Origin of the sequence: Listeria innocua, from assembly GCF_028596125.1 — a bacterium.
Taxonomy (GTDB): domain Bacteria; phylum Bacillota; class Bacilli; order Lactobacillales; family Listeriaceae; genus Listeria; species Listeria innocua.
The window spans coordinates 465,926-484,669 of record NZ_CP117229.1 but is presented as its reverse complement, the minus strand read 5'-3'; the positions used below and the strand labels follow the sequence as shown (position 1 = coordinate 484,669).

General features: G+C 39.2%; 22 protein-coding genes. 1 reads left to right on the top strand and 21 read right to left on the bottom strand.

Annotated features, from left to right (window positions below; translation table 11 throughout):
* The 18 genes from PQQ29_RS02900 to PQQ29_RS02815 form a co-directional block, all read right to left on the bottom strand.
* Positions 1-936, bottom strand: a complete 936-nt coding sequence (locus PQQ29_RS02900; protein WP_003765526.1) for a ribose-phosphate diphosphokinase — start codon at positions 934-936, stop codon at positions 1-3.
* Positions 937-1,075: 139 nt separating this feature from the next.
* Positions 1,076-2,347 (bottom strand): PTS galactitol transporter subunit IIC, encoded by a 1,272-nt coding sequence (locus PQQ29_RS02895; protein WP_003765524.1) that lies wholly within the window; start codon positions 2,345-2,347, stop codon positions 1,076-1,078.
* A 14-nt stretch (positions 2,348-2,361) separates the two neighbouring features.
* Positions 2,362-2,655: a PTS sugar transporter subunit IIB gene (locus tag PQQ29_RS02890; RefSeq protein ID WP_003721293.1), complete on the bottom strand. Its 294-nt coding sequence runs from the start codon at positions 2,653-2,655 to the stop codon at positions 2,362-2,364.
* Between the two features lie 12 nt (positions 2,656-2,667).
* A complete protein-coding gene (locus PQQ29_RS02885) occupies positions 2,668-3,717 on the bottom strand; it encodes a galactitol-1-phosphate 5-dehydrogenase (protein ID WP_187984002.1) in 1,050 nt (349 codons plus the stop codon).
* Positions 3,714-4,364 (bottom strand): ribulose-phosphate 3-epimerase, encoded by a 651-nt coding sequence (gene rpe, locus PQQ29_RS02880; protein ID WP_185330596.1) that lies wholly within the window; start codon positions 4,362-4,364, stop codon positions 3,714-3,716. The genes PQQ29_RS02885 and rpe overlap by 4 nt, the downstream gene beginning before the upstream one ends.
* A 10-nt stretch (positions 4,365-4,374) precedes the next feature.
* A complete protein-coding gene (locus PQQ29_RS02875; RefSeq protein ID WP_003725715.1) occupies positions 4,375-4,773 on the bottom strand; it encodes a hypothetical protein in 399 nt (132 codons plus the stop codon).
* A gap of 16 nt (positions 4,774-4,789) precedes the next feature.
* Positions 4,790-5,257, bottom strand: a complete 468-nt coding sequence (locus PQQ29_RS02870) for a PTS sugar transporter subunit IIA (RefSeq protein ID WP_187984001.1) — start codon at positions 5,255-5,257, stop codon at positions 4,790-4,792.
* A 27-nt stretch (positions 5,258-5,284) separates the two neighbouring features.
* Entirely contained in the window at positions 5,285-5,887 is a 603-nt protein-coding gene (locus PQQ29_RS02865) for a KpsF/GutQ family sugar-phosphate isomerase (protein WP_003760572.1), read from the bottom strand.
* Positions 5,888-5,890: 3 nt separating this feature from the next.
* Positions 5,891-7,951: a BglG family transcription antiterminator gene (locus PQQ29_RS02860; protein WP_149050704.1), complete on the bottom strand. Its 2,061-nt coding sequence runs from the start codon at positions 7,949-7,951 to the stop codon at positions 5,891-5,893.
* Between the two features lie 108 nt (positions 7,952-8,059).
* Complete coding sequence (locus PQQ29_RS02855; RefSeq protein WP_010990450.1) at positions 8,060-8,710, bottom strand: transaldolase family protein; 651 nt, start codon at positions 8,708-8,710, stop codon at positions 8,060-8,062.
* A gap of 6 nt (positions 8,711-8,716) precedes the next feature.
* A complete protein-coding gene (locus PQQ29_RS02850) occupies positions 8,717-9,385 on the bottom strand; it encodes a ribulose-phosphate 3-epimerase (protein ID WP_003770584.1) in 669 nt (222 codons plus the stop codon).
* Positions 9,382-9,831: a ribose 5-phosphate isomerase B gene (rpiB, locus tag PQQ29_RS02845; protein ID WP_010990449.1), complete on the bottom strand. Its 450-nt coding sequence runs from the start codon at positions 9,829-9,831 to the stop codon at positions 9,382-9,384. The genes PQQ29_RS02850 and rpiB overlap by 4 nt, the downstream gene beginning before the upstream one ends.
* Before the next feature lie 163 nt (positions 9,832-9,994).
* Positions 9,995-10,219, bottom strand: a complete 225-nt coding sequence (locus PQQ29_RS02840; protein ID WP_003721282.1) for a DUF896 domain-containing protein — start codon at positions 10,217-10,219, stop codon at positions 9,995-9,997.
* Between the two features lie 74 nt (positions 10,220-10,293).
* A complete protein-coding gene (locus PQQ29_RS02835) occupies positions 10,294-11,253 on the bottom strand; it encodes a DMT family transporter (RefSeq protein WP_187984000.1) in 960 nt (319 codons plus the stop codon).
* A gap of 185 nt (positions 11,254-11,438) precedes the next feature.
* Complete coding sequence (locus PQQ29_RS02830) at positions 11,439-12,032, bottom strand: SGNH/GDSL hydrolase family protein (RefSeq protein ID WP_003770575.1); 594 nt, start codon at positions 12,030-12,032, stop codon at positions 11,439-11,441.
* A 97-nt stretch (positions 12,033-12,129) separates the two neighbouring features.
* On the bottom strand, positions 12,130-12,888 hold the full coding sequence (aroD, locus tag PQQ29_RS02825) for a type I 3-dehydroquinate dehydratase (protein ID WP_185562808.1): 759 nt from the start codon (positions 12,886-12,888) through the stop codon (positions 12,130-12,132).
* A 65-nt stretch (positions 12,889-12,953) separates the two neighbouring features.
* Entirely contained in the window at positions 12,954-13,829 is an 876-nt protein-coding gene (locus tag PQQ29_RS02820; protein WP_003770572.1) for a shikimate dehydrogenase, read from the bottom strand.
* Positions 13,830-13,928: 99 nt separating this feature from the next.
* Complete coding sequence (locus PQQ29_RS02815; RefSeq protein ID WP_187983999.1) at positions 13,929-15,923, bottom strand: NAD(P)/FAD-dependent oxidoreductase; 1,995 nt, start codon at positions 15,921-15,923, stop codon at positions 13,929-13,931.
* 197 nt (positions 15,924-16,120) lie between these two features.
* Between PQQ29_RS02815 and PQQ29_RS02810 the strand changes: the two genes are divergently transcribed.
* Positions 16,121-17,014 carry a LysR family transcriptional regulator gene (locus tag PQQ29_RS02810; protein ID WP_003765490.1) on the top strand — a complete coding sequence of 298 codons (894 nt, stop codon included), beginning with the start codon at positions 16,121-16,123 and terminating at the stop codon, positions 17,012-17,014.
* Positions 17,015-17,052: 38 nt separating this feature from the next.
* On the opposite strand, the gene PQQ29_RS02805 is transcribed toward PQQ29_RS02810, so the two are convergent.
* From PQQ29_RS02805 to PQQ29_RS02795, 3 genes are all read right to left on the bottom strand, one after another.
* On the bottom strand, positions 17,053-17,781 hold the full coding sequence (locus tag PQQ29_RS02805) for an NUDIX domain-containing protein (protein WP_010990444.1): 729 nt from the start codon (positions 17,779-17,781) through the stop codon (positions 17,053-17,055).
* A gap of 91 nt (positions 17,782-17,872) precedes the next feature.
* Positions 17,873-18,043, bottom strand: coding sequence for a 50S ribosomal protein L32 (gene rpmF, locus PQQ29_RS02800; protein WP_003718584.1), 171 nt, complete (start codon positions 18,041-18,043; stop codon positions 17,873-17,875).
* A 64-nt stretch (positions 18,044-18,107) separates the two neighbouring features.
* Positions 18,108-18,683, bottom strand: a complete 576-nt coding sequence (locus PQQ29_RS02795; protein ID WP_187983998.1) for a nitroreductase family protein — start codon at positions 18,681-18,683, stop codon at positions 18,108-18,110.
* Positions 18,684-18,744: the final 61 nt, after the last annotated feature.

Sequence of the window (18,744 nt, the reverse complement as noted above, 5' to 3'; positions counted from 1 at the left end):
TTAAAATAACGGATGCAATGAACGGTTTTCTTGGACGCCTTCGATTGCGCGGCCTAAGATTCGTCCAATGGAAATCGTGGTTAGTTTTTCGAATTGTTTTTCTTCTGGAAGGTCGATGGAGTCCGATGTAATAACTTCTTTGATTCTTGAGTTTTGCAAGCGTTCAGTCGCGTCTCCAGCCATGACTGAATGGGTTGCGCACGCGATTACTTCTACTGCCCCTTTTTCAAGTAAAATGTCAGCTGAAGTTGTGGCACGTACACCGGTATCGATAATATCATCGACAACGATTGCGACTTTGCCTTTCACGTCGCCGATAACGCTCATAATCTCATCTTCGTGCGGTCTTGGTTTACGATTTAAAATGGCGATTGGCGCATTTAATCGATCAGCAATTCTACGTGCACGAACAACACCACTATGATCTGGTGCGACTACAACGACGTCCTCTTCACCGTATTTTTCAATCAAATAATCACCGATAAGTGGAACTGCTGAAAGATGATCGATTGGAATATTGAAAAAGCCTTGAATTTGAGCTGCATGCAAATCAACTGTAATTAAACGATTTGCTCCCGCACGTTGGATTAGGTTTGCCATTAATTTGGCAGTAATAGGTTCTCTTGAGCGTGCTTTTCTGTCCTGACGAGCATAGCCATAATAAGGCATAATTATATTAATTGAGTGCACGGAAGCGCGTTTTAAGGCATCTACCATGATTAAAAGTTCCATTAAACGTTCATTTACGTTTGCATTCATTGATTGAACAACATACGCATTCGTTCCGCGGATACTTTCCTCAATATTAATTTTCACTTCTCCATCACTGAACTTCTGGAGCTCCACCTCACATAAAGGTATATCTAGATAATCTGCAATTTTTGTCGCAAGTGGTCTCTCACTCGTCACAGAAAAAAGTTTCATTTTGCCTGTCATTGCTATCTCCTTCCGCCGTACTAATTTCTTCTCCTTATTATTATATAGAACTGTCTGAGGGTTGTCTACTAGCTAAAAATTCTTCCCGGAAATAAAACAAGCATTAGCGTGAACTAATGCTTGTTTCACTATATTGCAATTAAAGAATGCCGCCGAACCAATGAAGTCCGTAATATACAATCCAAGTATACCACTGAGTCCCTACAGCTAGTGAAGTTACTTCTACAGCATCTTTTGGTATATTATAGCCGATTTGACCAGCAAGTTCCGTCATCAGTGGTGCCGCTGCGCCTGATAGGTAGAGGGTAATAATGACGATAACAATACCTGTGAAAATCCCTCTAAACAAATTACCTTTTGAAGGAACAATGGCAAAAATCATATAGAATGGTAATGCCGTTAAATCAGCTAAAGGTAAAACTTTATTGCCTGGTAAAATGAACGCTAAGATTAAAGTAATTGGAATCATTAACAGTCCAAGTGAAAGTACGAATGGATGACCAATCCCCACCGCTGAATCTAGTCCGATGAATAGTTCGCGACCTGGAAAACGTTTTTCCATGAATTCATGGGCAGCTTCTGAAATAACTGTAAGTCCGTCCATTAAAAGCGAAACCATCCGCGGAATAAGTACTAAACTAGCTGCAATTGTTACTCCAGTTTGCAATACTTGGCTTAGTGGCATTTGCGCAATTGCTGCAAGTCCACCACCGATAATTAAGCCCATCAGCATCGGTTCGCCGAAAATACCTAACCGGGTTTGAACTTTCTCTGTGGACCAATTGATTTTCCTAACGCCAGGAATTTTTCCAAGTAGCCAGTTCATCGGATAACCAACAAGGGCCCACCCAGAAGTTTGAATTTGTGGTAAGGAAATTCCATCCAAACCTAATACATCCTCTACATCTTTTTGCGTCCAGTCAGCGATTTTGAAAATAATTGCCATATTAATAATCGAACTAAGAATCGCAATAATCATACTACCAGTCGTTAAGTAAAGTGCACTCGCGATAAAAAGCGGCTGCCAGTAGTTCCAAATATCAACATCCATTGTTTTCGTCCATTTAAAGGCAATCATTAAAATATTAGTTGCAATAATTGCTACAAAAACAAATGGCACTACTTCAGTCCCCCATGCCAGTGACGAGCCAACTCCCCAACCAATATCCGTCGCGGTTAATTTAAAATTATAGTTCTCTACCAGTGCTTTTGTAACTGGTGTAATGGTCGTTAACATAAGTGAAGTGATAACGCCTAGCCCAACAAAACCAACACCAACCGTTAATCCCGCTTTAAAAGCTACACTAATTTTCTTGCGGAAAATCACACCTAGAATGGTAATGATAATTGGCATCATAACTGTTACACCAAGCCCGATAATATATTTAAAGAAATCTAGAATAATATCCATTTTGTGCCCTCCCTTTAATCTTGAAGTATCGCGAGTATTTCATCGATTGTTTCTTGTTTTTTAAGGCCAGTTAAAAATGATCTTCCAATGACAACTGGTACATCACCAACATCACCTGTAACTGTTGTTGAACTAACAATAATGTCTGGCTTGGATGTGCTTACTTTTGAAGCTACTTCTTGAACCGTGCACTGACTAATTTCATATGGAATGCGCTTTTCATCTAATACCGCACGCACTTTTTTGGAAATAACTGTGGAAGTCGCAATTCCTGTCCCACAACATACATAAATTCTCTTCTTTTTCATCTTAAAATCCCCCTATCTTTCTGGGAAAAATAGTACTTTCCCGAAAAATTCATTTCTTTCATAGATTCGCTCAAAAACTTCTGGTCCTTCTGCAAGTGAAAGACGATGTGTAATCATTGGCTCAATGTTGATTTGTTTGTTAGCTAGGAAGTGAATGGTTGTTTGCCACTCTTTTCCTGGAAATGGTGCGGAAATTGCGTTCCATGAACCCAAAACAGTAAGCTCACTCCGCACAATTTTTTCAAAATAGAAACGTTCGATTGTTACATCGGCATATGGAATTCCTAGGAACACGACGCCTCCACCTTTTTTCGCATAGGCAAAAACTTGAGCGGATGTAATAGGTGATCCCGCGGCTTCTACAACTAAATCAGCATTTAGACCATCTGTATGTGCTGCGACTACTTCTAATGGATCTTCTTTTAATGAATTAATAACTACGTCTGCTCCCACTTCTTTCGCAAGAGCTAACTTTTTATCGTCTACATCAATCGCAATAACTCTTCTTGCGCCAAAAACTTTTGCCCATTGAATTGCTAGCAAACCGATATTGCCGCTTCCGACAACGACGACATCATCGCCTGCTTGTAATTTCGTATGATAAAATCCATGAACGACCACTGCAGAAGGCTCGACAAGTGCAGCCGCTTCATAATCTAATTCGTCTGGTATTTTTACTACATTTTCTGCTGGAAGTTTGATATACTCAGCATAGGCTCCGGGATGTCTTGCTCCGATTACTGTTAGCTTCCGACAGCGGGCGAATTCGCCTTTTTTACAGTATTCACACTCTCCGCAATAGAGTGCTGGGCATCCGGCAGCCCTATCACCAATTTCAATATCAGTTACCGCACTACCAACCTCAATCACTTCTCCTGAAAATTCGTGTCCCCACACCATTCCCGGTACATACGGACCAAGTTTACTGTATCTCGAAATATCTGATCCGCAAATTCCAACCGTTTTTACTTTCAAAATAACATCATCAGGTTGTTCGATTGTTGGCATATCTGCTTCTTCATAACGCAAATCTCTTTTCCCATATAATTTTAAAGCTTTCATTCTGTTAAAACTCCCTTCGATAACTTTTCCAAATTCGCTTCGATATCGCCTTCAAATAAATAAGATCCTACAACGATTAAATCTGCGCCTGCAAGTGTACATTCTTTCGCAAGTTCGTCATTTACTCCGCCATCTACTTCAATTTGAATAGGACGATTTCCAATATACGCTTTGGTTTTTCTGATTTTTTCTAAACTTGATTGGAAGAATTTTTGACCACCTAAGCCTGGATTTACAGTCATAAGCAAAATACAGTCAATATCATCTAACACGTATTCTAGAGTGCTTGGTGGTGTACCTGGATTTAACACAACTCCAGCGCGAACTCCGTAACTTTTAATTAGTTGAATTGTACGATGTAAATGGGTTGTCGCTTCTTGGTGGACTGTAATCATATGGGCACCAGCTTCCACTAATCTTGGAATATAACGATCTGGTTCATACACCATCATATGCACATCAAATTGAAGTTTTGTGCCTTTTTTCATCATTTTGATTTGATCAGGACCAAAAGCAATATTCGGAACGAACGAGCCATCCATCATATCTACATGTAATAAATCGATGCCATTTTTCTCTAAGACTTGTAACTGTTCATTAATTCTGCCGATGTCTGCTCCAAAAACAGACGGAACTATTTTTGCCACTATTATCACCTCAAGATTGAATTTCTATGATTTTTTGTAACTTTTCTTTGTCACTTAGTTTTAATTTTTGCTGACTAAAATGGAGTAATTTAGTTGATTCTGGTGCATTTCGGGCTGATTTTACCCAAAATTCATTTCGACTTGGCACGAGAATGTACCACGGTAGAGCTTTTTTCTCTGTTTGCCACGCTGCATATAATTCGTCCAGCTCCCACGTTTTCATTTCTGCTAACTGATTCATTTTTTTCGGTAAGTAGTATGCGAGTGTCCACTTGGCGTATAAAATGGTGGTGGCGTAAATCATTACTACGAACATGAAAATTAACATATTATCTTCAATTAAGTTAACGACAAATCTACCTGGACTTCCTATTAGCCAGTCTACAAAACTTGCAAAAAAACTCCCCATTTATTCCCGACCTCCCTTAATTATTCTTAGAAAAATGTTCTATTACTGAGAGAACATCTCCCGTTTCTTGCGCTTTAAGTAAGGTCGTCATCACCTCCTCGTCTTGAATAAGTTGAATAAGTGTTTGTAGCATATCTAGTTGTTCGTCAGCACTCCTCAGCGCCATCATAAAGACAATTCTCACATCAATTGCTTCGTTATCAGAGGCCATTTCGATAAAAGAAACTGGTTCCTTAAGTATCCGCACAGCAATTACTGGACGAATGACGTGTTCGCTATCTGTATGTGGAATGGCAACTCCAGCATGAGCGGTTAGTAATCCCGTTGGAAAAACTTTTTCCCGTTTAATTACTGCGTCTTTGAAACTTGGCTTTACAGCGCCTACTTCACACAACTGTTCAGCCATTTCCGTAAGTAATTTTTCTTTATTTTGTTCGTTTGAAAAGCGAACCATTTCTTCTTTAAAATATTCTAATACATCCAAATTGCATCCCTCCGACTGGCTGCTTGTTTATTTATTTAATAATTTGTTTCCAACGGCACCACCAGGATGGATGACGGAAAACTGCTCTTTTGTGTAATTCATATAGGTCATTAAGCAAACAATTATTGCATCAAAGCTTGCAATAACAGCCATTGTACTTGCCGTTGCTAACATATTAAAAGGATCTGGTTCTTTCTTTACACTTACTGGGAAAAAGATATCTGCTTCGTTGGCGATAACAGATTCTGGGTTTTCTGTTACACCAATCAATGTACTCCCTTTTGTTTTACAAGCAGGAATTAAATTAAGTAATTCGCCTGTATTCCCACCTTTTGAAATGAGAATCAATATATCTTCTTTTTGAAGTACACCAAGAGTTCCATGCACAGCATCTGATGGGGTTAAAAAGACTGCTGGACGTTCGATACAGTTGAAAGAGTGTACTAATTTTTTCGCAGCGACGCCGGATGTTCCACAACCAGCTACGACAATTTTTCCTGTGCACTCGGCGATTGTTTCAACCGTTTTAACGAGAGCCTCTTCACTCGTTACTTCCGGCAAACGAGAAATTGCATTTGCTTCTTCTTGCCATGTTTGGTGAATATTATCTAAAATAGCTTGTTTATCCAAAATTTATTCATCCTCTCTAATTACTAATTGGTTGATTGTTTGCATGATTTTTTCTTTCGTTACATTTTCGAGCAAATCATCTAAAATTTGGTGATTCTCTGCTAAATGAACGATTTGGTAAAGAGCTTCAATGTGTTGCTCTTTATCCACGGGCGCGATGACTATTACGAAATGAACTTGTTCTGTTTCTGAAAAATATACACCATTTTTCACGACTAAAAGAGACATAGCGAGTCGATTTACCCCTGCATTAGGCATTGCGTGTGGAATGGCAATATCTTCACCGATAATAATGTACGGATCGTGGAATTTATGGTTATCAATCATGGTCTTTACATAGTTCGCTGTAATTGCTTGTTGCAGTAACAGCGGCTGACTCGCTAGACGAATCGATTCTTGATAGTTTTTAACATCCTCACAAATCATGATGTTATCTTCGGTGATTAAATCATGTAAATAGACTTTTTTCACACGTTTATTTTCATTTGTAGCTGTATTCGCTGACAAAATATCAATGATTCCATCTCGTATTGCATTCGGATCATTTATATCGGCGTTACGTTCTACGACTTCCATGATTTTATCAATGTTTGTGAGCTGATTTCCCATCCCGAAAAGATTTTGTAGCACTTGTTGCCTTAGTTGTGTTTTTTCAATATCGTTCATAAACGGTTGAACAACAAAAACATTTTCGCCATCTTTTAATGGAATAGAAGAAAAAACAATATCAACTTCTGCTTTGAAAAAGGCGTATTCACGAACAGATATAGTTGGATAAAAATGAATTTCCGGGAATAGTTTTACTAAAATATTTTCCATAATTTTTGAAAAAGTAACCCCGCTCGGGCAAAGAACAATCGCGCGTTTTTGTTTATGATAAATATCATTTTGCGGAATCATATCGCTGCCAATGAATAACGAAATGAAGAATATTTCACCTGCCGGAATTTCGCGACCAATAAATTTCGCAAGTGGGTCAAAAGCTTCTTTAACAATAAAGTTAAGCGCCTCGAATTCTTGATTGAATTTTTCATAAAGTGTATCTTCTAAGTTCATTTGGTATTTAATCCGGTAATAGGCTGGTTTTAGATGTAAGAGTAATTTTTCAATTAAGATATGTTTGTTTTTAAGTGAAACAAGTGCTTTTTTCTCGAATAGATCTAAGCATGTGAGGACAACTTTTTCCAAGTCTTCTGTTAATTTTTCAGTTAAGATTTCGCCGGAAAAAATGTTTGTTGTAAGAAGTTGTAATGTGATGAAAAGTCGCTCTTGTTCTGGAACTGGGCCAGTTTTTTCGAGCAAAATATCGGTAATGTGGTATTCTCTCGTGTCTGAAAGTGATTTCTCGTCAATATGAAAAGCAGTGTCGATTAAGCGCCGGTCTCTGATTCTTAAGAACATCACGGATAGCAAATAGGGTAGTAATTCGATTTGTTCATAGGTGAATTTTATTTGCATCATCGCTTCTGCTTCTTCGAGTGTGCGGCGAATTTCCATTAGTTGGACTTTTTCAATCCCTGAATACGATAGGAAATAGTGCTCTCCTCGAAACATCTCTTTAACGCTACTAACAACTTGTGTCAGAACCTTGCGCAGTTCCCACTCACTGCCTGCCAACTGATAACCCGATGCTCTACTATAAGTGACCGTAGTTTCTTTAGGAAGTAATTTTTGCGCTACTTTTAAATCACGAAGAATGGTGTTTTTGCTTACTTGAATCTTCGTTGTAAAATGGGCGAGGGATAGTTCTTCTTTTGCTGTTAAAAGCATCAGCAAAATTAAATTGGCACGTTCATTTTCAGAAGGTAAGTATTCTACGCTCGGATCTCGAGTTTCTTTCTCAGAAAATAGCGCTGTAAGCTCTGGTTCTAATATAAATCTGCCGTTTTTGGAACGCTTTACTTCTGGATAATTTTTCCACTTGAGCCATTCGTTTACTTTCTGAAAACTATAGCTGATTTGGTAACGCGATAATTTATACTTTACTTCGAGTTGTTTATTTGTAATGTTCGGATTTTTTATGACTTCTTGAAATAGTGTTTTACTTCTGTTATCCAGATACATGCGTCTCCCCCCTTTGATAGCCTAATTATAGCATAGGGTTTGGCGCTTAAGAATGCGCTTTCATCACAAGTTTTCTCCACACACTTCCACAACATGAGAAGGAGATTGTTAATTTTCGTACAATGTAGCATCTTTATTAAAGACACGAATTGCTTCTACTGCTAAAACTTTATTGGTCATTTGCAAATAAATTTCATAAGGAATAGTTACCGTATCTGCACCACTTTCGTAGGCTTGCATTACTTGCCCGCTATGTTTAAAGCTCGCTGCCATAATTTGTGTTTTAAGTGCCTTTGTATCAAAAAAACGACGCATCCCAGCAATTTCTTTAAAAGGATCGATGTTCGCTGCGCTCATCCTATTCACATATGGGGCAACAAAATCTGCACCAGCCAAGGCAGCCGCGATTGCTTGATCAGCCGAATAAATAGCAGTTCCTAAGATTTGAATGGCTTTATCCTCTTTTTTGAGCGTATCAATCACATTAGTACCAGCCTCATGTGCCGGAATCTTAATAGCTATTTTGTCTTTCCCAAATGTAGCTAGTAACATGCGCGCATCTGCCAAAATTTCCTCATAGGTAAAACCAACTGTCTGTACAAAAACTTGTTTATCTGTTAGTTCTAAAATACGCTTAATCGCTGTTTCTCGATTACATTTTTCTTTTAATAAAATGGTTGGGTTCGTTGTAATTCCTTTAAAAATGGAGCTGGTTTGAATTTTTTTCACGTCTTCTAAATTAGCTGAATCTAAATGCATTTTCCCTCACCTTTCTTGGATAATTTCTCTAAGTGGCGCTAGTTTTTCTGTATAACTACCTGCCTTGTCGTTAAATAATGCGGCTGTTCCAACGACATAGACATCTGCGCCAATTGGTTCAAGCAACCGGACTGTTTCTTCAAAAATGTTGCCATCTACTTCAATTAATGGTTTATTGGTGTGGCTTTCAAGCTCTTTTTGAAGTTTTTTGATTTTTTCTAGTACATGATGCTGGAATTTTTGCCCGGCGAATCCTGGGTTAACGGTCATCATTAAAACCATATCGACTTTCTCTAAAAATGGATAAATCTGTTCAATTTCTGTATCCGGGCTGATGGCGATGGACGGTTTGATTCCTAGCTCCCGAATGTGGTTTATAGTCGCATCGACATCAGGTGAAGCTTCTACGTGGAAGGACATATAAGCTGGCTTTATCGCCGCATACAAATCCACAAATTTATCAGGATTCACTGTAGCTAAATGAATATCAAGCAACATATCTGTATTATTTTTTATATCTTGAAGGACATAGGCGCCCATCGCTGCATTTTTTACAAACACACCATCCATCACATCACAATGGAGCATCTTTACGTTTGCTTGTTCGAGGGCGCGAAGTTCGTCAGCGAGATGAAGCGAGTCTGCGCACATAATGGAAGCCGCAATCATTTTCATTCTACTTCCTCCTGTTCCTCAAGCTCTGCCAATTTTGCGAGCCTTGTCATATGTCTTCCACCTTCAAATTCCGCCGCAAGCCAGGTATCAAGTAAGAGTAACGCCAGACTATCGCCAAGAACACGTTCACCAAGACAAAGAACATTACTGTTATTATGTCGCCTCGTCATCATTGCTGAAAATGTGTCTGAAACGACAGCAGCACGCACGCCTTTTATTTTGTTGGCTGCGATGGACATCCCAATTCCTGTTCCGCAACAAAGTACACCTAAACTATTTTCGGTTGCAACGAAGTGCCCTACTTTAGCGGCGTACTCTGGAAAATCCACGCTCTCTAATGAATAACAACCAAAATCTTTCACCTTGTAGCCGCTTTCAATTAAATGTGCGCGAACTTTTTCCTTTAACTGAAACCCACCATGGTCAGCTGCGATTGCAATTTCCATGTTATCCTCTCCTTTCTCATTTTGATTGTAGCACCAGTATTTCCGAAAATGTTAAACTGTTCGTCACCATTTTTCTCTACTTGACTCCGCAAGATGGTAAATTAGCTCTGTCAACAAAAAAAGGCTGAAAAAGCAATGAGCTCTTTCAACCTTTTGATTTATATCAGCCTCTTAATTCGGCTTGGATTTCTTTTAGTTTTTTAGGAGTTACATCGTCTCCAAGTGGATCAATGATTGTTACGTGATGCAAATTATCTTGAACAGTTCCTCTAATTTTCTTCAAATATTCTTGACGAAGGGCAGCTTGTCTTTCTTTTTCAAAAGCAGTTAATCCTTCACTTTTTTGTTTTGCAGCAAGTTCATTAATATTTTTTAATAATAATTTCATGCTATCCCTCCTATCATTATCGAGTTACTTTTAATAAGTAACTAACCAAATTATAATATAAAGGTCAATAAAAGTCAAACTTCTTTTTCGAGCAGTTTTTCAGGATCGCGTACTTTTGTTTTTTTGCGTTCATAAATAAGATCCATTAATGCGCCCGAACCAAGCAGGACGCCAATAATGATAAAAACAAACCCGACTAGTTGTGGGATTTTAATAGCTTCGCCAAGGAAAAGCAATGCGCCAATAAGCGAAAATAATGGATTGAAATTCATAAAAATAGCCGAGCGCGACGGACCAATTTTCCCAACCGCATAATTATAAACGAAATTACCAAAGGCCGTTGCGACCACAGCTGAAACGACAAACAAGAGCCATAGCTTCCACGAATGAACGGCCACTAATTCTGACACGCCCCCCGGCTCCATGAAGCGACTTAAAACAAACAACATAACCGAACCAAGAAATAACATATATCCCGTCATCAGCCCCGTGTCCATTGATCCAGCGAGCTTTTTAATAATAATAAAACTAAATGCCTGAGAAGCCATCGCGATAAAGATGTCGATATCTCCCAGTGAAATCCCGCTTATCCCCGTCCCATTAGAAAGAACAACCAAACTCACGCCAAAAATCCCTGCTAAAAAGCCGAGCGCACGCCATGCCCCAATTCGTTCATGGAGAAAAACCACAGAAAAAATCGCTACCACAATCGGCGCAGAACCAAGAATAAGTCCTGCATTCGTCCCAGTCGTTAGCTTCAACCCGTTCGACAAGAAAAAATGATGAATAACAATATTAAAAATACTAGCGAGGAAAATTAAGCCAAATTCCCGCTTTGTAGGCAGACGTAATTTTTTGGTGATAAATAAAATAATAATAACGGTAATCGCTGCTGTGAAAATCCGGAAAGATGTCATCGTAACTGTCGGAAAATAGCTAACTAATACTTTCGTCATCGTTACGTTAAAACCCCAACTCGCCATCACTGCAATTAATAAAAAATAAAGTCCTATTGGTGCTTTTTCTTTCTGCAAAACAAACACTCCTTTTTTATAGAAAAATGCCCCTTAAATTACTTTAAGGGGCATTTCATAGCGTCATCTTCCGCAGCCTTCCACAAAGCTATAACGCGGAAAATGGGGCAGTGATACTTAAGTCACTGCTTGTAGGCTCATCGCATAGACCCAACTATAGCATGGATAAATTTTTCTGTAAAGCGTTATTTTGTAAACTCTAGCCAAATGGAGGCAATAGCTTCATGTCCTGCTTCGGTGGGATGTACACCGTCCTCAGCTAAATAAGTCGGCCCATGTTTGATAGCGAGCGCATTCATTAGCCCATCAAGCGGAATAAGCGTCGCGCCAAATTCTGCCGCAAGTTCGCGCACAGCTCCAATTTTCGGATCTAAATCGCCGCGCCACTCTTTCCGGTCTTCCGGATATGGTAATACAAACGGCTCCATCAAAATCAGTTCCGCATTTGTTTCTTCTTTCAATCGGCTCAAAATCACGCGATATACTTCTTTAAACGCCGTCACAGAAGTATCTTCCCATCTGCTAAAACTAAACCACGTATCATTTATCCCAATCATAATCGTAACTACATCTGGTTGAAGTGAAATCGCATCCGCCTCAATACGACGATGCAAATCCGCCACCCGGTTCGCACTAACGCCACGATTTATAACCGTTACATCTTCTTTCTCAAGCTGTTCTGCAATCATTTTCACATAACCATGTCCTAATTCGCGGTCATTTTCAAAATCGCGCCCTGCATCTGTCACACTATCACCTAAAAAAAGTAACTTCTTCATTTAGTTCCGTCTCCTTTAAAATTCCTGATGCCTTATTATAACAAAAAAACCTTAAACTTAGACGATTAATCTAAATTTAAGGTTTTTCGAACTTCAATTAAAATTGTTTATGCAGTAAATCAAGGACATGACGTAACTCATTAACATCAATTTGACCAGGAGCGGATGCTTTTTTCGCAGCTCCAAATGTCATTGCGGAGCCAAATACTTCTCCAGCAAGACGGCTGATGACACCAGTTCCCGCCATCGACATCGTAATGATTGGTTGATTAGCTTTTTCAGATACGTTATTCGTTGCATCTAATAAAGTTAGTACGTCTCCAGCAGATTTTGGCATTACGGCGATTTTCGGAAGGTCCGCGCCAAGTGCTTCCATGCGAGTTAAACGAGAAACGATTTCTTCCTTCGCAGGTGTTTTATCAAAATCATGATTCGACATCACTACTTTTACATTGTTTTTGTGGGCTGTTTCGATTAAGCGTAAAACATCCGCTTCTTCATTGAAAAGTTCCACGTCAACTAAATCAATTTTGCCAGTGCCAGCTAGTGTTTCATTTAATTCAAAATAAAATTCATCACTAACAGCTAACTCGCCGCCTTCTTTTGCACTGCGGAAAGTGAATAAAATCGGTGTTTCTGGCAAAATTGCGCGAATCTCATCTAGCGCAGCTTCCACTTTAACTAAATCTTTTACGTCCTCAAAAAAGTCAACGCGCCATTCGACAACGTCCAAATCGATTGTTTTTAACATTTCTGCTTCTTCTTTAAGAGCAGCAACCGTTTTACCGACCATTGGTACACAAATTTTTGGCGCACCTTCACCAAACGTAACATTCTTTACGACTACTTTATTCATGTATAATTCTCCTCATTCGATATTATGTCTTAAGATTAGCGATAACCTTGTTCTTTTGCAAGTTTTTAAAATAGGATTTCTTTAATGTAATCAACTGGCATTTCTTTGTGTGTCCAAATTTCGAAAGCTTTCGCACCTTGCCAAAGCATCATGCCTAGACCATTAAGTGTTTGACAGCCTTGTTCTTCAGCGATTTCAAGCAATCTAGTTTTAGTTGGTTTGTAAACAACATCCGAAACGATTAATTCTGGACGAAGCATATCTGCACTTGGTAGAAGTGTTTCGCCTTCGAAAGGTTTCATCCCAACGCCAGTCGCATTCGTGAAAATCACACTTTCTGCGATTTCTTTACGTAATTGTTCGTGGTCTTCCATATCAAATAATTGTGCTTTACAATTTGTTTTTGTATTGATTTTTTCTACTGTTTTTTCAGCATTGGCATAAAAATCATCTTTTCTGTTGAAAATCGAGATTTCTTTCACGCCATCAAGAGCTGCTTGGATGCAGATAGCTGTTGCGGCACCACCAGCACCACAAATTGTCATTTTTTTACCGATAATATCATGACCGGCTTCTTTTAACGCACGCATATAGCCAGTGCCGTCCGTGATGTGTCCAGTTAACACGCCGTCATCATTAACAACTGTGTTTACTGCTCCTACAAGTTCAGCCGCTGGAGAAAGTTTATCTAAGTATTTATGGATATTTGTTTTATTTGGCATAGAAACATTCCAGCCGCGTAAGTTCATTGCTCGGAACCCTTGTACAACATCTTTCAGTTCTTTGTCTCCAACTTCAAAAGCAAGGTATACATAATCAAGCCCTAGTTTTGCAAAAGCTTCATTGTGCATTGTTGGTGATAAACTGTGTCTGATTGGAGTGGCGATTAACCCGATTAATTCTGTGTGTCCTGTGATTCTTTCAGTGATTTTGTTTGTCATAATAACATCGTTCCTTTCCAAGTTAAAGTTTATTTGTGAAAATATGAACTTATATAAAGAGCGAATCTGGCAAAACGGAATCCGCCTTGCCAGTTCGGCTTACAAAGAGCCTATTTTTTCTAATGTAGTTAAAATATTTCTTCCTTCGCGAACGCCTTCCAAGATTTTTCTTGTTGCTGCGCTATCGCCAATATTGACGATTTCAATTTGTTTTTCTTTGCCATAAGCCGCAAGTTCTTCCATGAGCGGGCGTTCTGGTCGCATTCCTAGGCAGACAAAGCCGTAATCAAATGGAATCTCGGCGTCTACTCCGTCATGCTTCACTTTGAAATGATCGGCTGCTACTTCTGTTAATGCCGTTTCTGTTTGCACAACGACATGATTTTTCTCGATAATATCCATCATCGAAAGTCGTGTAATCATATCTAAGTCTTTTCCAAGAAGTGGCATCATTTCTACAATTGTAACATTCGAGCCGCGTTCTGAGAAGTACTCGACCACATCAAGTCCAACTGCACCACCGCCGATAACTGCAACTTTTTTGTTACTAAATTCGGTAAAGTCATCGATATTTGAAATAAGTCCAAAAATCGAATGAACCTTACTGCCTTCTTTGTCAATCACATCAAGCAAACCTTTAATTGGTGGAAGTAATGGTTTGGATCCTGTGGCATTTACAACCACATCAGGATTAAATGTATCAATAAGCGCAGTATCAGCTTTAGTGCCTGTAATAACTTTTAAATTGGTTAATTTTTCTGCTCGGTTCGCTAAATAATTAGGGAAATCGGCAATTCTACTTTTATCTGGAAGGTTGGCAATAGCTCGCGCCAAGCCACCAGTTTGTTCATTCGCTTCAATTAGCGTTGTGTTACAGCCAACTTCGGCCGCCGTACAAGCTGCTTCAAGTCCCGCTGTTCCGCCGCCAATTACGACAACATTGGTAGGACGAGTCACTTTTGTTTCTTTGTATTTATCTTCATAAATAATATCTGGATTTACCGTACAACGGATTGGCTTCGACTTCGAAATCCGGTGATCCGCGCAACCGATATTACAAGAAATACATTTTCGAAGCATGTCTTCTTGACCAGTTGCCACTTTGTTCACCCAGTTAGGCTCAGCGATTAAGCCACGTCCCATTGCAAGCAAGTCCGCGTATCCTTCTGACAAAATTTTCTCTGCCGCTTTTGGACTACGAATGTTACCAGAAGTAATCGTTGGTTTGTTAAATTTATCTTTCACCGCTTTTGCAAGGTAGCTTCTCCAGCCATCTTCCAAGTTCATTTGGTCAATTTGCAAGTATAGGTTGTCATTAATTGCCGCTGATACATTCAAAATATCCGCTTCTTCTTGGCAATAATCTAGCAGTTCCAAAATATCTTCTAAATGGTTGCCGCCTTCTGTAAATTCATCTGCACTAAAACGCAGCACGATAGGGAAAAACGGACCAACTTCTGCGCGTACTTTTTCTAAAATCAGTTTGACAATACGGGCGCGATTTTCTGGCGAGCCACCAAATTCATCTGTACGTTTGTTATAAAGTGGCGATAAGAATTGGCATAGTAAGTACGAGTGTCCGCCGTGGATTTCGACTGCATCGAAGCCGGCTTGTTGGGCGCGTCTTGCAGCATCACCATATTTATTTACGATTTCATAAATTTCTTCTACTGTAAGCGGGCGCGGTACAGTTCCGCCTTTTTTAGATGGAATATCAGATGCGGAAACTGGTTGAAGTCCGTTTAAACGAGCTGGATAAGCTGATGCCCCAGCATGGTTAATTTGGATGGATACACAAGTTCCGTGTTTATGAAGACGTTCTGTTAATTTGTAAAACCCAGGAATGTATTGGTCATTATCGATTCTAAGTTGCGTTGTTCCGTTTGTACCATAAGGAAAATCTACACAAGCGTTTTCAATAGTGATTAGACCTGTTCCACCTTTTGCGCGTTGTTCGTAGTAATTCATATGTTCTTCTAAAAATTCGCCATTTAATCCAGCTAGGTTTGTCCCCATTGGTGGCATTATCACACGGTTTTTAATGGTCATTCTTTTTACAGTTAATGGTTCAAAAATACTCGGATAATCTGTCATAATAAGCCTCCTGCGACTATAATCTCAGCAAATGATTTGTTACATTATTCACGTTCAATAATGCACAATCTTATTTCTCTTTCATTATAAGTCAGGAATAATTATTAATCTAATGTATATTTTTCGATTTATTCATAGATTTTTTCTATATAATCGCTTACAATAGAGTTATCAAGGCATTTCAAGGAGGTAGTTTCATGAATTTGCGTCAATTATACTATTTTAAAAAACTGGCTGAAAAAGAGCATTACACTATTGCAGCTGCCGAATTATCCATTACCCAGCCTAGCTTAAGCCACTCTATCGCAGAACTTGAGCGCGAACTTGGTGTCTACTTATTTGAAAAACAAGGCCGCAATATTCGTTTAACTAAATACGGTCGCTTTTATTTAACTTATGTGGAAAAATCCCTCGCCGAACTAGAAAAGGGCGAAAAACTTTTACACGAATTAACGAGCCCATCGCACGGAAATATTGATTTAGGCTTTATCTATACAATGGGCGCACACACAGTTCCAGAACTCGTCCAAAATTTCACCAAAGCTGAAAATCATAAAGACATCACGTTTTCCTTTTACCAAGGGGCGACAAAATCAATTATCCCTGATCTAAAAAATGAAAAATTCGACCTAGCAATCTGCTCCTACGTCGAAAATGAACCCGATATTGAATTTTTGCCATTAACGAAACAAGAACTGGTGATTGTGGTTGCTGAAAACCATCCACTTGCCAAATATGATTCAATCGATTTAAAAGATACCGCAGATTATTCGTATATCTTCTTTTCTGACACAAGTGGCCTCAGACCTCTAATTGATTCTCTTTTTGCTGAAATAAATATTCAACCTAAAATCGGCTGTTATGTAGAGGAAGATACCGCAATGGTTGGCCTTGTGAGTGTTGATTACGGTATTTCTATCATGCCAAAAATCTCCTCTCTCGCGCATTATAACGTCAAAGTACTCTCTATCAATGAGCCAAAACATGAGCGTTTCATTTACTTAGCAAGCTTGAAAAATCACTACATTTCACCCGCATCCAAAGCTTTTAAAGATTTCGCATTACGCTACGGCGAAAAACATTTCCTATAAAAAAAAGGAGCCAACCAAATCGGTGGCTCCTTTTCTATTTAAAAATAAATACTTCCCGCTTCAGCATCTGCGTTAAATCTGTACAGATCGCCCACTTTTTCTAAATAGGGTAAATACTCGATATTCTCCATAAATTCTACTTCATCCGGTAAAATCCCTGGCTTCGTACAGCCTTCCAACGTTTGGTAAAGTAGCTCTGCTGAGAAAGTTTCCGGCAAGAAATCGCGAATCGCCGTTGTCAGTAAAAATTCTTCTGTAATTGCACTAAACGCTTTTTTCAGCATGTCTAAATGGTCAAAAGCAAGTGGCAATTCGAGCGCTTCTGTCATTGGAAAAAGCCCGATTTCGGCTGCATCATCGCCAGCCGCTCGTTTTTCCAAAGCTTCCGGTGGCACAATTGCGTAAAATGCCCGTGAAATAATCCAACCACGCGGATCACGACCAGGCTTATCAAAGACACCAAACGGAATCAACGGAATATCAGTCAAACTTGTTTCTTCTTCTAGTTCACGTTCAGCAGCTTGTTCAGCTGACTCATTTTCATCGACAAAACCGCCGGGAACTGCCCATTTTCCGCCTTCCATATTTGGTTTTCCTTCCGCGTTTGTAAGGCTTCGTTTAATTAATAAAATATGTAATGTTGGTTTCCCGTTCAACTCTTTTACTGTAGTTAAAATCATATCACTCGTATAGCCATCTGGTGTACGAAATTCTTTTGCATTATAATTTTTCAGCGCATCTTCTTTGTTCACAAATTCTTCTGTCATGTCAAAATCAGACTCCTTTTTGTGTATTTAGCTCTTTCCATTATAGTATCACAAAAAAAAGAATTTGTTCCAATCGCTGGAACAAATCCTCTTATTTTTCGATAATTGTGCGACCTTTATAAGTGCCGTCTGGTGAGATGCGGTGTGACATACGGTATTCGCCTGTTTCACTATCGCGACTCAAACCTGGTGCTGTTAAGCCTTTATGCGTACGGCGCTTGTTTTTCTTCGCTTTGGACGTACGTCTAGCTGGAACTGCCATCTTGCTCGCCTCCTTATTTCTTACACTTGTACCATTGTAACGCTAATCACACGAAACATCAATCTTACAAATCCGCTAAATCCTTCACCCATTCATTCAAAGGACGGCGCGGTTTTGCTTCAGGAACTTCGGCTAAGCTAGTTAAGTGCAAAGTTCCGACAATTTTTTGCTCAGCAGGGATACCTAAATCATCCGCAAACTTCGCATCAAAAATAAATCTATTTGAACGCCAAATCATCCCAATTCCCGCTTCCCAGCCAAGCAATTGGATATTTTGGATAAATGCACTAGTTGCCCCGATTGATTCGAAATCCTTTTTCCCGTGACCAATAATATTCGTCGTCACAATGAGTAAGTAAGGCGGCGTAATAATTTTCTTCGCATAGCCTGCTTTTAAATCCGCAACCTCTGCTTCAGAAAAACTAACCCCTTGTTCGCGCTCATTAAATTCGATGATTTTCTCGATGTAACGTTCTTTTTCACCAAGTGTGTGCAATACGTATACATTCCACGGCTCTACTTTGCTATGAAAAGGCGCAAAGGCAGCTTGCTCTAAAATAGTGTTCACAGTTTCTCTTGAAATTGGCGCATCGTTCGCTTTTTTAATGCTACGACGTTCCATAATTGTTTTTTCAATCATGTTTAATTCCCCCTTAAATGATAAACGTTATCATTTAGAGAATTATAGCATGATTGGATTG

Coding starts and splice junctions, on each gene's coding strand:
- PQQ29_RS02900 (WP_003765526.1), bottom strand. CDS start 936: ATGACAGGCAAAATGAAACTTTTTTCTGTGACGAGTGAGAGACCACTT.
- PQQ29_RS02895 (WP_003765524.1), bottom strand. CDS start 2,347: ATGGATATTATTCTAGATTTCTTTAAATATATTATCGGGCTTGGTGTA.
- PQQ29_RS02890 (WP_003721293.1), bottom strand. CDS start 2,655: ATGAAAAAGAAGAGAATTTATGTATGTTGTGGGACAGGAATTGCGACT.
- PQQ29_RS02885 (WP_187984002.1), bottom strand. CDS start 3,717: ATGAAAGCTTTAAAATTATATGGGAAAAGAGATTTGCGTTATGAAGAA.
- PQQ29_RS02875 (WP_003725715.1), bottom strand. CDS start 4,773: ATGGGGAGTTTTTTTGCAAGTTTTGTAGACTGGCTAATAGGAAGTCCA.
- PQQ29_RS02860 (WP_149050704.1), bottom strand. CDS start 7,951: ATGTATCTGGATAACAGAAGTAAAACACTATTTCAAGAAGTCATAAAA.
- PQQ29_RS02855 (WP_010990450.1), bottom strand. CDS start 8,710: ATGCATTTAGATTCAGCTAATTTAGAAGACGTGAAAAAAATTCAAACC.
- PQQ29_RS02850 (WP_003770584.1), bottom strand. CDS start 9,385: ATGAAAATGATTGCGGCTTCCATTATGTGCGCAGACTCGCTTCATCTC.
- rpiB (WP_010990449.1), bottom strand. CDS start 9,831: ATGGAAATTGCAATCGCAGCTGACCATGGTGGGTTTCAGTTAAAGGAA.
- PQQ29_RS02840 (WP_003721282.1), bottom strand. CDS start 10,219: ATGAAATTATTATTAAAAAATATTAATGAACTTGCTGCAAAACAAAAA.
- PQQ29_RS02830 (WP_003770575.1), bottom strand. CDS start 12,032: ATGAAGAAGTTACTTTTTTTAGGTGATAGTGTGACAGATGCAGGGCGC.
- aroD (WP_185562808.1), bottom strand. CDS start 12,888: ATGAATAAAGTAGTCGTAAAGAATGTTACGTTTGGTGAAGGTGCGCCA.
- PQQ29_RS02820 (WP_003770572.1), bottom strand. CDS start 13,829: ATGACAAACAAAATCACTGAAAGAATCACAGGACACACAGAATTAATC.
- PQQ29_RS02815 (WP_187983999.1), bottom strand. CDS start 15,923: ATGACAGATTATCCGAGTATTTTTGAACCATTAACTGTAAAAAGAATG.
- PQQ29_RS02810 (WP_003765490.1), top strand. CDS start 16,121: ATGAATTTGCGTCAATTATACTATTTTAAAAAACTGGCTGAAAAAGAG.
- PQQ29_RS02805 (WP_010990444.1), bottom strand. CDS start 17,781: ATGACAGAAGAATTTGTGAACAAAGAAGATGCGCTGAAAAATTATAAT.
- rpmF (WP_003718584.1), bottom strand. CDS start 18,043: ATGGCAGTTCCAGCTAGACGTACGTCCAAAGCGAAGAAAAACAAGCGC.
- PQQ29_RS02795 (WP_187983998.1), bottom strand. CDS start 18,683: ATGATTGAAAAAACAATTATGGAACGTCGTAGCATTAAAAAAGCGAAC.